This is a genomic window from Caulobacter sp. GW822-FHT07D08 (assembly GCF_058798735.1).
On sequence record NZ_JBXAKU010000007.1, the window covers coordinates 57,465 to 70,413 of the forward strand.

Below are 12,949 nucleotides of genomic sequence, written 5' to 3' on the forward strand. Positions count from 1 at the left end.
TCGCGCGGTCCACTGGGCGCTGACGTCTTGATCCGAGGCTGACTGGCGAAGCGCGCGACGCAGGCTATAGGCAGGGACATGCCCGCTCCCGTCGTCATCGGCGTCATCATCGCCTGCACCGCGCCGACCGTTCACGACGGCGATACCCTGCGCTGCGGGAAGACGTATGTTCGGCTGTTCGGCGTCGACGCCCCGGAAGTGCGGCGCGGCAAGACGGCGGCGGAGCCCTTGGCCTACGAGGCTCGCGATTTGCTTTTCAGCCTGACCCGCGAGCGGGTCGGCTGTCGGGTTGTGGCGGCGGACCGCTACGGCCGGCAAGTGGCCAAGTGCTGGTCGAGCGCCAGTCCTGACCTCAACGCCGCGATGATCCGGTCGGGCCTGGCGACGGAGTGGCGCCGCTACAGCAAGGGCGCTTACGCCGCCGCGCAGGACGAGGCGCGCATCGCTAAACGTGGCAACTGGGCACCGGGGGCGACGGCGCGCCCGGCCCGCTGACCCCGCAGGCGCTAGACCTTGGCGTCCTCGCGGCTCTTGAGGTCTTCGAATGACTTGGGGTCTTCGCCCATCGCCACGGCCTCGGCGCGCGTCCACACCCTCGTCTCGCGGCCCTTGGCGACCTTGATCTGAATTCCGCGCGTACGAATGCCGCGTCCTAGCGTGGTGCAGCAGGTCGAAAGGTTGGCGCCGACCCAGTCATCCCGGTCGAAGGTGATCAGGCCGGGACGCTCGCCATCGTCGCCGGTCTTCTCGAAGGCGGCTTGCATCTCTTCGAGGATGCGGTCGATCTGATCCTGAGTCATCGAGCGGCGATAGGTCGATTCCGCGCGTCGCCGACCGTCGATCCAGACCATCAGCCCGATGGTCCACAGGAAAGCGGGCGACGCCAAACGAAAGCGGCCGATCCCAAAGGATCGGCCGCGCCGGTCTTGCCGAAAAGATGACGGGTGGCCGCAAGGCCGCCCGTCCCTCCCTACTCGGCCGCGTCCAGCAGAGCCGCGACCTCAGCCTCGTCCGCTGCGGTCTGTTCGGCCTCGCCGCCGCCCAAGACATCGTCCACGTCGGGCGCGACCTCCTCGGCCTCGTCTTGAGCGCCCGCCCCCTCGGGCGCCCCGGCCTCGGGGGTCGGGCCTTGATCGTCGTCCTCGGCGGACGCCTCGGCACGCGGACTGACGGTGCGCAGGACGGGCGGCAGCCATCCGGCTTCGACCAGCAGCGGCTCGGCCGCCTCGACCATCTGCGGCTTCTTCAAGCCCGACAGCCGCCCCGCCACCTCGGCCGACACACCATCGCCGACCGCCGCCATGATCTGGGCCTTGGTGACGCGGTCCAGGTAGCGCACGGCGGTCGGCCTCCAGTAGGCCCGCATGTCGAGATCAAGCGCCGTGGCCAGGGTCTCGACATGGGCCAGGATCGTTCGCTCACGACGCTCCCAGGTGCGCAGGCCATCGAGCGTCAGGCTCACGCAGTGGGCGAGCAGACAGGCGCGGCTGTCGGCGTCGAGCCCGACCACGAACGCCCAGATGTCCTCGGGGGCGCCGGGGACTTGGCGCGCCCAATGGCTGTGGCGTTCGGCGATGGAGAGCCCCGCCGGGCTTTCCTCGATGCCTTCGCCAAAGCCATTGAGGTTGCGCGACCCCCAACGGATGTCGAGGCAGGTCGCCGGAACGCCGAGGGCGAAGACCCGGCTGACCAGAGCGTGGACCAGGGCGAGTTGGGCAAGGTCCGGGTCCTGGGCCAGGGCGTCGCGAAGGGCCGCGGTGCGATGGGCGGTCAGTTCGGCGATCACGCGGTCGGGCAGCGGCGCGGCGGCGTCACCGTCGGGCTCGTCGATGTCGTCGTCTTCGCCGCCGTCGTCTGCGTCGCCGTCGCCGTCTTCTTCGTCCCTGTCGTCGTCTTCGCCGAGGAATGGGCCGTGATCATCGGCGCCGTCCTGCCCGTCATCGGCCTCGTCTTCCGGTTCGGGCGCGGGCTCGTCCTCGGGGCGGACAAAGCCCCGGTCGATCCGCACGTCGCCGTAGGGCAGCAACACCACCATAACACCGGCTCGCGCCTTCTCTTGCGCCGTGTGGCCGAAGTCGTCGCCCAGCGCCTCCAGTTCGGCTTCGATGGCCTCGAAGCGCGCGGCGACCTCGGGCGGCAGCGGGTCTGCCTCGGCCCACTGCTCGGTCAGGGCCGCCTCTTCAGCCTGCAATGCGTTCACGGCGGCGACCGCCTCGGGCGTGCGCTCAAGCGCGTGTTCCCAGATACGGGCCAGGCCGTGGCCGTGCGGGAATTCGAGGTGAGCGCTCGCCCACTTCCAGCCCTCACGGTCGCGGATGTCCTGGGCCAGAGCGGCGAGCTTTTCGCCGACCAGGCGGTCGAGCAGAACGACGTCCTCGACCCAGCCGTCGTTGTCCTCGGTAAAGAGGTCGCGCAGCACCGGGCCGCCCGCCGCGACATAGGCGTCCAGCCCTAAGAAGCGCACGCGGCGGTCGTCGGCCCCCACCTTCATCTCGGTCATGAGGCGACGGATGGCGTAGGGCTGGCGATTGCCCGGCGACAGCTGCTCATAGACCTGCATCTGCCGCACCGGATCGGGATTGACCGCGAAGGCGGTCACCTGATCGAGGGTCAGGACCCCTTCGCGATAGAGGTCGAGCAGCGCGGGCGACACCGCGCCGAGCCGCAGGTGCTTGCGCACGGTCTCGGGGCTTGGCCCGAACCGCGCGCTCAGCTCCTCGGCGCTGTAGCCCTTGCGCTCGGCGAGGTCCTTGTAGGCTTCGTACTGGTCAGCCGGGTGCATCGGTTCGCGGCTAAGGTTCTCGTCCATTGAGACCTCGGACGGGTCGTTGACCGTATCGACCACGCAGCGAACCGGCGCCCCCTTGGCCAACCGCTTGCGCTGGGCCAGCAGGCGTAGGGCTTGGCGACGCCCTTCGCCCGCGCTGACGAGGTAGTAGCCGGTTTCGCGCCCATCCTTGATCTCGGGTTCGACGACGAGCGGTTGCAGCACGCCCTTGTAGGTGATTGAGGCCGCGCGGGACTCGATCACCTGGGCGCTGTGACCGACGCGTCGGACGTTGCGAGGCGAGGCTTTCAGGCGGTTCAAGGGAATGTCCCGAACCTCGCCGTACTGGACGACGATCTGGCTGGGCTTGGCGGCCGAAGCGTCAGCGACGGTCGCGCGGGTTTCTTGGGGGGTCATGTCTGCCTCCTTGGGCAAGGGTTGCAGGCACGCGGAAGGCGCGCCTGAAACCCTGCCAAGCGGCGAGCGCGGGGGTGCAAACGGAGGGGCGTCTTCGCGGGGACCCGCCTGCAGGACGCGACCTGGCGATGGCTGATCCCTGTCGACACGGCCGAAGGTGGGCGGAAGACGATCCGAAGTGCGCTGGGGGCGGAGCCCCAAGCCACGGCCGCGGCAGCGGCCAAACAAGCCAAAACTCAGTCGGCCGATCTTATCGCGGATCCGGCCTTCGCAGAGATGGGCCCTCGATCGCGGCCAGGGCGGCTAGCCAGGCCGGCGTATCGGGTTCGGCCGTCACAGAGATGGACCCTCGTGGCCTTATCGTCGCAGCGCGCCCACCGCGCCTCGCGCTGTGACCCATAGGCCAAGAACACTCGTAGTGATCCGAGCAACCGAACATCGACCTTCCGCCGACAGGCCAAGCTTGCACCAGGCTGCGGGTCGAGCGACTTGGTATTGGCGGCCTGGCATTGGACCGTCATGGTGACCCAAACGGCCAGGACGCTTTTGATGCCCAGACCCAGCAAGATCGACGAGGAGAGGTGGCGCACCGCGCTTGCCCTGGTGATCGTCGAGACGGGCATGCGCAACTCTCGCCTAGAGGAGCTGCACGCGGGAATCTTCCCGACTTCGGCGGTCGGCGACTACAGCGACGTCAAGGTCGTCACGCCCTACGGCGAGATCCCCTGGTCGCGGCTTTCGCGGCTGTGCGACGAGGAAATGAAGTCGCTGATGATCGAGGTGGTCAATCGCGTCTACACGATCTTGATGAATCCCGAGCCCTTCAAGCGACTAATGGGGGCCGCGCGTTGGAACAAGCCCGAGCCCGATCCGGCCCTGATGGATGTCATCGCCCGCTGGGAGGCCAGGCAGCGTGGGATTTCGGACGAGGAGATCTGGGCGAAGTGGCCTCTGGACGAGTCCAAGCGCCCGCCGCCGATCCGCATGGAGCAACGAACGGCCGCCTATGAGGCCGAGCTCGACGAACCACGGGAGCACTGGTCGTTCGAGGCGACGCCAGGAAGCCTGCGGGCCCTGGCCGAGGCTCCGGTTGCCGACGCGGCCTGGATCGCCAAGGCCCGCGAGGCCCTGCGGCTGGGGGCCGAGGAATGGGAGCGCGATCGGATGACGATCCTAGACGAGGAAGACGCAGCCTATCTGCGCGACGAAACGTGACAACCCAGCAGCGAAGACGCAGGCTCGCGCCTTCGATTCCCACACGGAGCCTACAAGATGAACGTTTCGGATCTCGTCGACGCCGCCGTCGCGGCTGAACCCAAGCTCACCAAGGCCCAGGCGAAGGCCATCATCGATGGCGTGTTCAAGTCGCTCGCGGACGCGGCGGTGAAGGGCGAGGAAGTCTCGATTCCCGGCTTTGGCAAGTTCAAGGTCCAAGCCAAGCCCGCGCGCACGGGTCGCAACCCTTCGACCGGCGCGAGCATCGAGATCGCCGCCAGCAAGAAAGTTGCCTTCTCGCCGGCCAAGCAGCTGAAGGACGCGGTGAATTCCTAATCTTTCGGGCAAGGGGCCATCGACAAAATGGCCCCTTCGCTGGACAAACGCGTCGGTGGACGGCGGTCAGAACAAGCCAGCCGTGCGTCCGCCCCACGGTGCTGTCCCATCTCAACGACCTTAGCCGAAGCCCTGGCCCACGCCCGTAAGCTCTGCCGGACGCTGGCGAGCGCGCCCCTCCCCCAGGTTCGCGCCAAGGAGGTTTTCCAGACCTTGGTGCGTGCGCACGATTGGAGCCCGGCTTAGAAGAGAGATCATCGCCTTTGGGCGGTGGCTCGACAACCGTCCCGCGCCCGGCGCGATCAATGAGCGCTACGAGCGGATGCTGAACGCCCTCTAGGGTTCAGCGCCGGAGGCGGCCCAACCCAGCCGCCGTGACCAAAGGTCTTGTACGCCGCCACGATCAGGCCCGCCACGCCCGCCAGCGCCTGGAAGCGGAGCCCCAAGCCTTTCCAAGCTGGAGGCTCGCCGTGGGCGAGCCGTCGCTACGTCGGATCTACGCGGGTTGGTGTCAGACCGGCTAGTCGAAGAGCCCTCCCAGGAAGCCCCGACGCCGGCCGTGGCCACCACCGTGACCGCCGCCGTGCTTTCCGCCCCCGTGCTTTCCACCGTGGCCGCCGCGATCATGATCACCGCGATACTCCCCTTCCCAGGGGCCGCCGTACTCGGGCGCCTGCTGACGCGGCGTCGGCGCGGGCTGAGGCGGCGGGGCCGCTTCATAGGCCATGCTGCGCTCGATGATCTTGTCGAGTTCGCCCCGATCCAGCCACACACCACGGCATTTCGGGCAGTAGTCGATCTCGATGCCTTGCCGATCCGTCATGACCAGATCGACGCGGCAGACGGGGCACAGCAGACCGCCTTCATGGCGGGCGGCGGACATCGTATCGGTCATTCGCAAGCTCCTCGGAACGGCTGCCCTGTGACGATGGCGACGGATTTTGGAACCCGCCAGGACTGACGGCCACTTAAGAACTCGCACGAGGCCATATAGTGGCGCTCGGCACGCTGGTTCCTGTCAAAGTATGGCGGAAAGACCTGCCCCTGTTGGAGACGTCCGTACGCCATGAAGGTTGATCCGACCGCGCTGTGGGAGACTGCCAACCACGTCTTCAACCTGGCCCTGGCCTTCATCCTGGCCTTGCCGGTCGGTTGGGATCGCGAGCGCGAGGAGCGCAGCGCTGGCATCCGGACGTTCCCGCTGGTCGCCATCGCCGCCTGCGGCTTCGTGCTGGTCGGCATCGCGGTGCTCGGCCGCGGATCGCCCGGCCAGGCCCGGATCATGGAAGGCCTGATCACCGGCGTAGGATTCATCGGTGGCGGGGCGATCCTCAAGCAAGGCGCCCGCGCATCCGGAACCGCGACCGCCGCCAGCCTCTGGGCGACCGGGGCGATGGGAGCGGCGGTCGGCTACGGCCTCTACGACATCGCCGTCGTGCTGGCCCTGACCACCTACCTGACCCTGCGGTTTGCCCGCCCGCTTAAGCAAGCCGCCCGCGATGATAAGGCCGACAGTGAGGCGACCGCTGGCGAGGATCGCGGCGAATATAGCTAGGCACTGGACCGTCCAGCGTCCCCGAACCGTTCCGGCGCTGCGGCTACAGCCGCCGCGCCGGAAGGTCTCGCCTGATTCCTCCGTAGTCGCCCTGAGCCAGGCTGGCGTGAGTGGCAGGCGACAGCCGCCGATTGATCGGATAAAGGCGCCGTCGTGAGCCGCTCGACCGCCATCGCCAGATTCTTGGCCCGCGACGCCTTCCTGGTGCTCGCGACCTTGGCGATCGCCCTCCGGATCATGCTCCCGGCCGGCTACATGCCAGGCCAGGCCACCGGCGACAGGCTGCCGTTCGCTCTGGTGCTCTGCACCGGCAACGGCCCCATGACCATCCAGCCCGGTGAAGACCTGGGGGCGCGCCACGGCGAGGCGCCGGGCGAGCCGTCCGCTCACGACACCCCCTGCCCGTTCGCCGCCCAGGGCGCCGCGGTCGCGCCGCCGACCATCACCGCCGTCGGCCAGGCCAAGGCCGTAGCCTATGCCGAACGGCCCTTGGCCGCCGCGGCGAACCTGACGCCCGGCCGAGGTCTTGCGGCCCCACCGCCTCCGCCGACCGGTCCTCCCAGCGTCCTGATCTGATCTCCGGCGGCCTTGCGCCGCCATCCGAGCCCGCGCGTTCGCGTCGAACCGCGCGCGGCAGATCGATCACGGCCGTCTCGCGCGGCCCAAGGACCTGAACAACGCCATGAAATCGCTCCTGCTGGCCGCCTCGGCCATTACCCTCTGCACGCCTGTCACCGCCCTGGCCGCCGATCTCGCGGCCGCCAACGACCAGACACCGGCCGATAGCCAAGTCTCGTCGGTCATCGTCACCGCCCGCCCGAACCCCGAGGACCCGCAGGTCGTCGCCGACGCCCGCCGACGGCTGTCGGAGACCCCCGGCGGCGTGTCGGTGGTCTCGCAAGAGAGCTACATCAGCCGCCAGGCCCTGGCGCTGGACGACATGCTGCGCGACGCCCCCGGCGTCTACGCCCAGCGCAAATGGGGCGGCGACATCCGCATCTCGATCCGCGGCTCTGGCATCGGCAACACCGTCCACAATCGCGGGCTGCTGCTGGCCCAGGACGGCGTGCCGCTGAATGAAGCCGATGGGTTTGGTGACAGCCAGGTCGCCGACCCGCTGAACACCCGCTACGCCGAGGTCTATCGCGGCGGCAACGCCCTGCGCTTCGGCGGGGCCTTGCTGGGCGGGGCGGTCAACCTGGTCACGCCCACGGGCAAGGACGCGGGCTTCGCCAACCAAGTCCGGATCGACGGCGGCTCGTTCGGGCTGCTACGTGAGCATGTCGCCATCGCCCGCCAGTCGGGGAGCTGGGACGTCTATGCCGCGGCCACAAACCAGACGGCCCAGGGCTGGCGCTCGCAGAGCCAGCAGAACATCCAGTTCGGCTCGCTCAATATCGGCCGCAGCTTCGGCGAGGACCGCGAGGTCCGCTTCATCGTCAACGGCTCGAATATCAACCAGGAGATCCCCGGATCCCTGACCCTGGCCCAGTTCCAGGCCAATCCGCACCAGTCGGCGGCCGGCAACCTCTCCGGCGACCAGAGCCGCAACCAGCGCGGCCTGCGCGGTTCGCTGCGCACCACCTGGCGGCTGGACGACAGCTTGGTGTTCGAGGGCGCTGTCTATGCGGTGTGGAAGGACCTGGACCACCCGATCTTCCAGGTCATCGACCAGCAGAGCCGCAACTGGGGCGCCTTCGGCCGCTTCGACTGGGACGGCGAACTGGCCGGCAAGCGGGCCGACGCCTTCTTCGGCGCCTGGGTGCGGACCGGCGACTTGGACAGCAATTTCTACGTCAACAATCGCGGCGCTCGCGGCGCGCCGACCTCGCGGACCTTGCAGAACGCCAAGGCCGTGGACGTGTTCGGCGAGGGCCGTCTGTTCGTCACCGACCGCGTCGCCGTGGTGGCCGGCGCGACCTGGGGCGAGGCGCGGCGCGACTACACCAGCTTCGCCATCCCCGGCCAGGCGGCGACCTTCAACCTCAAGGCCGACAAAACCTATGACTGGGTCTCGCCGCGCGTCGGCCTCCTCTGGCAGGACGAGACCGGCAACCAGGTCTTCGCCAACCTGACCCGCTCGGTCGAGCCGCCGAACTTCAGCTCGATGAGCCCGACCAATACCGGCTTCGCCCCCGTGAAGGCGCAGAAGGCCTGGACCGGCGAGGTCGGGGCGCGCGGCCACAAGGGTCCGTTCACATACGACCTGACGCTCTATCGCGCCGAGCTTCGGGACGAGATGCTGCAATATGCGGTGACCTCGTCGATCCCGGCCTCGACCTTCAATGCCGACAAGACAATGCACCAGGGGATCGAGGCGGCGCTGGACTGGGCCGTGGCCCCGCGCTGGCGCCTGCGCCAGACCTGGAGCCTGTCGGACTTCCGCTTCAAGGACGACGTGCAGTTCGGCGACAACCGCCTGCCGATCGTGCCGAAGACCTTCTACCGCTCTGAGGTCCGCTACGACGACCCGCGCGGCTGGTTCATCGCGCCGTCGGTCGAGTGGTCGGCCAGCGACGCCTGGATCGACTACAAGAACACCCAGGCCACGCCCAGCTATGCGATCGTCAATCTGAACGCCGGCTGGAAGGTCACGCCCGCCGTGTCGCTGTTCGTCGATGCCCGCAACCTGACCGACAAGGCCTATGTCTCCAACACCCAGGCCGCCGTCGCCTGGACCGCTGCGACTGCCACCCTGTGGCCCGGCGACGGCCGGTCGATCTTCGGCGGGGTCACCGTAAACTTCTGACCTATGCAGGCGCGCCCGGCGCGTCTGCCCCACCCGCCCTTTCGAGCCGCTACACCTGTCCCCCCATGGACGAGTCGGTCGGCCAAAACAGGGCGCTACGGTTTGCGAACCCCTCGTCCTTGCCCCAATTCAGGGTGCGCCGGCCAAGCGTGAGGTGAATCTTCGAGCCCATCACGCGATGGATCCGCGCCTGGCCGGATGGTTCAAGTTCCGTGTGAGCTCCTTGCATCGCGCACGGTGACGCCGATCGACGGCGGGCCTGGTCGTGCCAACCTTGGGCGAGCGACGCTGAAGGCTGAATCCTTGGGGAGCCCCTCAGCGGGCCTCGCCGCTCGGTGGGTGACCAATCAGCTGGGCGCATAGTGCTTCGGCCAGGTCCGGGTCCCCGTCGGCGATGGCCTGACCCAGACCCCGGTGAAGTCCGACGTCCTCCAGCTGGCTCTCCGGCGACTGCTTTTCCATCTGCCAGATCCAGAACCGGGTGGCGACGTTCTGCAGGGCGATCACGAACCGGGCCAGCGTCGGGTTCTGGGCGGCGACGGCGACCGCGCGGTGAAAGGCCAGGTCCATGGCCAGCATGGCGCGAAAATCACCCGTGGCGATGGCGTCTTCGGCGCCGGCGAAGGCGTCGAGAATGGCCACGACATCGGTCGGACGGCGATTGCGCGCGGCCAGCGCGGCGGCCTTGCCTTCGAGCATCCGCCGGACCTGAAAGGCGTGCTCGATCTCGGCGACATCGAGGGGCGCGACGATGGTGCCCACGCGCGGGCGACGCACCACCAGCCCCTCGATGGCCAAGCGCCCCAGGGCGTCCCGGATGCCCGCGACACCGCCTGCGTAGCGGGCGGCCAGGGCATTCTCCTCCAGGACCTGCATGGGCGGCAGATCACCCAGGATGATGTCCTGCAGAAGGAGGTCATAGAGCCTGGCCTTCTGGAGACCGGGCGACCAGGCGCCGTGCGGCGCGACACTATTGAGGGGCCCCTTCATGGGCGGGGCGCGATCGACGACTTCATGGCCAAGGTCCTAGTGACAAACCCCGCCGACGTCATTCCCATTGGCCTCTAAAATGTAAGACTTTCGAACGGCGACAAGCGCTTGGCCCGGGCCGGCCGCCCGCTCTAAGTCGCCGCCATGTCCTGCCCCCACCCTGCTCCCGGCGCCGTCGCATCGGCGTTCCAACAGGCCCTTGAAGCCGGCGCGGCCCTGGCCGGCGCCACCGCGCCCAATCCACCGGTCGGGTGCGCCGCCCTAGCCGCCGATGGCGAGATCCTGGCTGTCGCCGCCCACCATGGCGCCGGTCACGCCCATGCCGAGGTCGCCGCGCTGGAAGCCTGTCGCCAGACCGGCCGGCTGGATGCGGTGAGCGCCCTCGTCGTCACGCTCGAACCCTGCAATCACCACGGCCGCACCCCGCCCTGCGTCGAGACCATCCTGGCCAGTCCCGTCCGCGCCGTCTGGATCGGCACGCCAGATCCGAACCCGGCGGTGCGCGGCGGAGGCGCGCGCCAGCTCGCCGCCGCCGGTCTGGACGTGACCTTCGCCGCCGACCTGCCCCACCCGATGGCGCCGCGGCTGGCCGCCCGGAGCGCCCGGCTCATCGCGCCCTTCGCGCGGCGCCTGCGAAGCGGCCGGCCGTGGGTGACGGTCAAGCAGGCCCTGCGATCGGATGGCTCCATGATCCCGCCCGCCGGCGCCAAGACCTTCACCAGCGCCACGTCGCTGGACCTGGCGCACGCCTTGCGCCGCCGCGCTGACGCCATCGTCACCGGCTCTGGCACGATCCTGGCCGACAGCCCTCTCTTCACCGTGCGGCGGGTCCCCGACCCGCGCCTGTCCCCGCGCCGCCTGGCCATCCTCGACCGCCGCCGCCGCGTCCCGGCCGCCTATCTGGCCCGGGCACGGATGCAGGGCTTCGCGCCGAGCCTACACGACGACCTGCCGACGCTGCTGGCGCAACTGGCGGAAGATGGCGCCCTGGAGGCTTTGATTGAGGCTGGGCCGACCGTGACCACGGCGGTGCTGGCCGGCGATCTCTGGGATGAGCACGTCGTCATCAGGACAGCGGACGCGGCCGATCAGGACGACCGGATCGAGGTTCGGCTGGCCCACGATCTGGAGGCCCGCGCCTGATGTTCACCGGGATCATCGAGACCGTCGGCGAGACCCTGTGGGTGACGCAAGCGGGGGACGGCGCCCTCAAGATCGGCCTGGCCACTGGGTTTTCCGATCTGACCCTGGGCGAAAGCGTCGCCGTCGATGGCGTCTGCCTGACGGTGATCGCCCAGGACGACGCTGGAGAGGCCACCTTCTTCCTCAGCGCCGAGACGCTGGCGCGCAGTACCTTCCCGACCCTCGCCGTCGGCGCCCGCGTCAATCTCGAACGGGCGCTGCAGGTGTCGGCGCGGCTGTCGGGTCACATCGTGCAGGGTCATGTCGATGGCCTGGCGCGGATCACGGCCATCACCGGCGACGAGGACGATCGTCGCGTGCGCCTCAGACTGCCCGACGGCCTCTGGCCCTACTGCGTCGAGAAGGGATCGATCACCCTGAACGGCATCAGCCTGACCCTGACCGATGTCGGCCCGATCCAGGCCCCTGACGGGTTCAGCGTCGGCGTCGCCCTCATTCCCCACACCTGGACCCACACCACCCTGCGGCACGCGGTCGTCGGCGATCTCGTCAATGTCGAAGTCGACGTGCTGGCCAAATATGCGGAGCGTCTATGTCACGTCTATCTGAAGCGCTCGCACGCCTGAGGGCGGGCGGGATGATCATCGTGGTCGACGACGTCGACCGGGAGAACGAAGGCGACCTGGTCATGGCCGCCGAGCATGTCGACGCCGCCGCCATCGCGTTCATGGCCAAGGAAGGCAGCGGGCTGATCTGCCTGTCGCTGGAGGCCGGGGCCGTCGAGCGCCTGGGCCTGGCGCCCATGGTCGCCGACAACCGCACCCGACGCGGCACGGCCTTCACGGTCTCGATCGAGGCGGCGGAAGGCATCGACACCGGCATCTCGGCCCACGACCGGGCCAAGACCATCGCCGCGGCCACCGCGCCGGGCGCATCCGCCGTCGACCTGGTCTCGCCGGGCCACGTCTTCCCGCTGCGGGCCGCGCCGGGCGGCGTCCTGGCCCGCCGCGGTCACACCGAGGCCTCCATCGATCTGGCGAAACTGGCCGGACTGAGGCCCGCCGCCGTGATCTGCGAGATCATGAACCCCGACGGCGCGATGGCGCGGGGCCCGAGCCTGGACGCCTTCGCGGCGCGTCACGACCTGCCGATCGTCTCGATCGCCGAGCTGGTGGCCCATCGTCAGGCTGTGACCGAAGTGGCGCGCTCGCACCTGCCCAGCGCGCGCGGCGACTTTGAAGTCGTGGCGTTCCGGTCGGCGGAAGCTGAACACCTGGCCCTGATCGCCGGTCCGCGCGATGGCGCCGCGCCGTTGGTCCGTATCCACTCGGAGTGCCTGACCGGCGACGCCCTGGGCTCTGGGCGATGCGACTGTGGCGAGCAGCTGCGCGCCGCGATGGACCGCATCGGCCAGGAAGGCGGTGTGCTGATCTATCTGGGCGGTCACGAAGGGCGGGGCCTTGGCCTGGCCAACAAGATCGCCGCCTACGCCCTGCAGGACCAAGGTCTCGACACGGTGTCGGCCAACCATGCCTTGGGCTTCGTCGACGACGCGCGCGACTACGGCGCGGCGTGCCAGATCCTGCAGGCCCTGGGCGTGCGGCAGGTGCGCCTGATGACAAACAATCCGCGCAAGGCCGAGGCCGTGACGGCCGGCGGCCTGACCGTGGTCGAGCGCGTGCCGGTGCTGGCCCCGATCACCGCCGACAACGCCGCCTATCTCAACGCCAAACGCGACCGGCTTGGCCATGACCTCGGTCACGTCGCCTGAAAGGAC

At 69.0% G+C, this 12,949-nt stretch carries 13 protein-coding genes; 9 read left to right on the forward strand and 4 right to left on the reverse strand.

Translation table 11 applies throughout. The features are described 5' to 3' along the window. The first annotated feature begins 78 nt into the window (after positions 1–78). Entirely contained in the window at positions 79–495 is a 417-nt protein-coding gene (locus AC1RJ9_RS14635; protein WP_062098577.1) for a thermonuclease family protein, read from the forward strand. Positions 496–506: 11 nt separating this feature from the next. Here the strand turns inward: AC1RJ9_RS14635 and AC1RJ9_RS14640 are convergent, their stop codons facing one another. Beyond that, entirely contained in the window at positions 507–887 is a 381-nt protein-coding gene (locus AC1RJ9_RS14640; protein ID WP_062098579.1) for a hypothetical protein, read from the reverse strand. 83 nt (positions 888–970) lie between these two features. Continuing rightward, positions 971–3,184: a ParB/RepB/Spo0J family partition protein gene (locus AC1RJ9_RS14645; protein WP_062098581.1), complete on the reverse strand. Its 2,214-nt coding sequence runs from the start codon at positions 3,182–3,184 to the stop codon at positions 971–973. A gap of 549 nt (positions 3,185–3,733) precedes the next feature. Here AC1RJ9_RS14645 and AC1RJ9_RS14650 point away from each other — a divergent pair. Further along, positions 3,734–4,399, forward strand: coding sequence for a hypothetical protein (locus AC1RJ9_RS14650; RefSeq protein ID WP_197425296.1), 666 nt, complete (start codon positions 3,734–3,736; stop codon positions 4,397–4,399). Between the two features lie 57 nt (positions 4,400–4,456). Beyond that, positions 4,457–4,735 carry an HU family DNA-binding protein gene (locus tag AC1RJ9_RS14655; RefSeq protein ID WP_062098584.1) on the forward strand — a complete coding sequence of 93 codons (279 nt, stop codon included), beginning with the start codon at positions 4,457–4,459 and terminating at the stop codon, positions 4,733–4,735. Positions 4,736–5,255: 520 nt separating this feature from the next. On the opposite strand, the gene AC1RJ9_RS14660 is transcribed toward AC1RJ9_RS14655, so the two are convergent. Continuing rightward, positions 5,256–5,630, reverse strand: a complete 375-nt coding sequence (locus AC1RJ9_RS14660; protein WP_062098586.1) for a TFIIB-type zinc ribbon-containing protein — start codon at positions 5,628–5,630, stop codon at positions 5,256–5,258. Positions 5,631–5,801: 171 nt separating this feature from the next. On the opposite strand from AC1RJ9_RS14660, the gene AC1RJ9_RS14665 reads away from it, so the two are divergent. The 3 genes from AC1RJ9_RS14665 (at position 5,802) to AC1RJ9_RS14675 (ending at position 9,039) form a co-directional block, all read left to right on the forward strand. Further along, the gene (locus AC1RJ9_RS14665; protein WP_062098588.1) at positions 5,802–6,290 is read left to right on the forward strand and encodes an MgtC/SapB family protein; all 489 of its coding nucleotides are present in this window, start codon (positions 5,802–5,804) and stop codon (positions 6,288–6,290) included. 153 nt (positions 6,291–6,443) lie between these two features. Beyond that, entirely contained in the window at positions 6,444–6,866 is a 423-nt protein-coding gene (locus AC1RJ9_RS14670; RefSeq protein ID WP_062098590.1) for a hypothetical protein, read from the forward strand. A 106-nt stretch (positions 6,867–6,972) separates the two neighbouring features. Next, the gene (locus AC1RJ9_RS14675; protein WP_099503343.1) at positions 6,973–9,039 is read left to right on the forward strand and encodes a TonB-dependent receptor family protein; all 2,067 of its coding nucleotides are present in this window, start codon (positions 6,973–6,975) and stop codon (positions 9,037–9,039) included. A gap of 315 nt (positions 9,040–9,354) precedes the next feature. Here AC1RJ9_RS14675 and AC1RJ9_RS14680 read toward each other — a convergent pair whose 3' ends face one another. After that, complete coding sequence (locus tag AC1RJ9_RS14680; protein WP_062099893.1) at positions 9,355–10,029, reverse strand: GntR family transcriptional regulator; 675 nt, start codon at positions 10,027–10,029, stop codon at positions 9,355–9,357. 144 nt (positions 10,030–10,173) lie between these two features. On the opposite strand from AC1RJ9_RS14680, the gene ribD reads away from it, so the two are divergent. The 3 genes from ribD to ribB are packed head-to-tail and all read left to right on the forward strand — an operon-like array spanning position 10,174 to position 12,943. Further along, positions 10,174–11,172 (forward strand): bifunctional diaminohydroxyphosphoribosylaminopyrimidine deaminase/5-amino-6-(5-phosphoribosylamino)uracil reductase RibD, encoded by a 999-nt coding sequence (gene ribD / locus AC1RJ9_RS14685; protein WP_062099894.1) that lies wholly within the window; start codon positions 10,174–10,176, stop codon positions 11,170–11,172. Continuing rightward, on the forward strand, positions 11,172–11,798 hold the full coding sequence (locus AC1RJ9_RS14690; RefSeq protein WP_062099902.1) for a riboflavin synthase: 627 nt from the start codon (positions 11,172–11,174) through the stop codon (positions 11,796–11,798). Before ribD ends, AC1RJ9_RS14690 begins: the two co-directional genes overlap by 1 nt. Positions 11,799–11,809: 11 nt before the next feature. Next, a complete protein-coding gene (gene ribB, locus AC1RJ9_RS14695) occupies positions 11,810–12,943 on the forward strand; it encodes a 3,4-dihydroxy-2-butanone-4-phosphate synthase (protein WP_231732214.1) in 1,134 nt (377 codons plus the stop codon). The last annotated feature ends 6 nt before the right edge of the window (positions 12,944–12,949 follow it).

What these genes read in the sequence shown, in the direction of transcription:
- AC1RJ9_RS14690 (WP_062099902.1), top strand. Translation starts at nt 11,172, where the DNA reads ATGTTCACCGGGATCATCGAGACCGTCGGCGAGACCCTGTGGGTGACG.
- AC1RJ9_RS14675 (WP_099503343.1), top strand. Translation starts at nt 6,973, where the DNA reads ATGAAATCGCTCCTGCTGGCCGCCTCGGCCATTACCCTCTGCACGCCT.
- AC1RJ9_RS14645 (WP_062098581.1), bottom strand. Translation starts at nt 3,184, where the DNA reads ATGACCCCCCAAGAAACCCGCGCGACCGTCGCTGACGCTTCGGCCGCC.
- ribD (WP_062099894.1), top strand. Translation starts at nt 10,174, where the DNA reads ATGTCCTGCCCCCACCCTGCTCCCGGCGCCGTCGCATCGGCGTTCCAA.
- ribB (WP_231732214.1), top strand. Translation starts at nt 11,810, where the DNA reads ATGATCATCGTGGTCGACGACGTCGACCGGGAGAACGAAGGCGACCTG.
- AC1RJ9_RS14680 (WP_062099893.1), bottom strand. Translation starts at nt 10,029, where the DNA reads ATGAAGGGGCCCCTCAATAGTGTCGCGCCGCACGGCGCCTGGTCGCCC.
- AC1RJ9_RS14635 (WP_062098577.1), top strand. Translation starts at nt 79, where the DNA reads ATGCCCGCTCCCGTCGTCATCGGCGTCATCATCGCCTGCACCGCGCCG.
- AC1RJ9_RS14660 (WP_062098586.1), bottom strand. Translation starts at nt 5,630, where the DNA reads ATGACCGATACGATGTCCGCCGCCCGCCATGAAGGCGGTCTGCTGTGC.
- AC1RJ9_RS14650 (WP_197425296.1), top strand. Translation starts at nt 3,734, where the DNA reads ATGCCCAGACCCAGCAAGATCGACGAGGAGAGGTGGCGCACCGCGCTT.
- AC1RJ9_RS14665 (WP_062098588.1), top strand. Translation starts at nt 5,802, where the DNA reads ATGAAGGTTGATCCGACCGCGCTGTGGGAGACTGCCAACCACGTCTTC.
- AC1RJ9_RS14655 (WP_062098584.1), top strand. Translation starts at nt 4,457, where the DNA reads ATGAACGTTTCGGATCTCGTCGACGCCGCCGTCGCGGCTGAACCCAAG.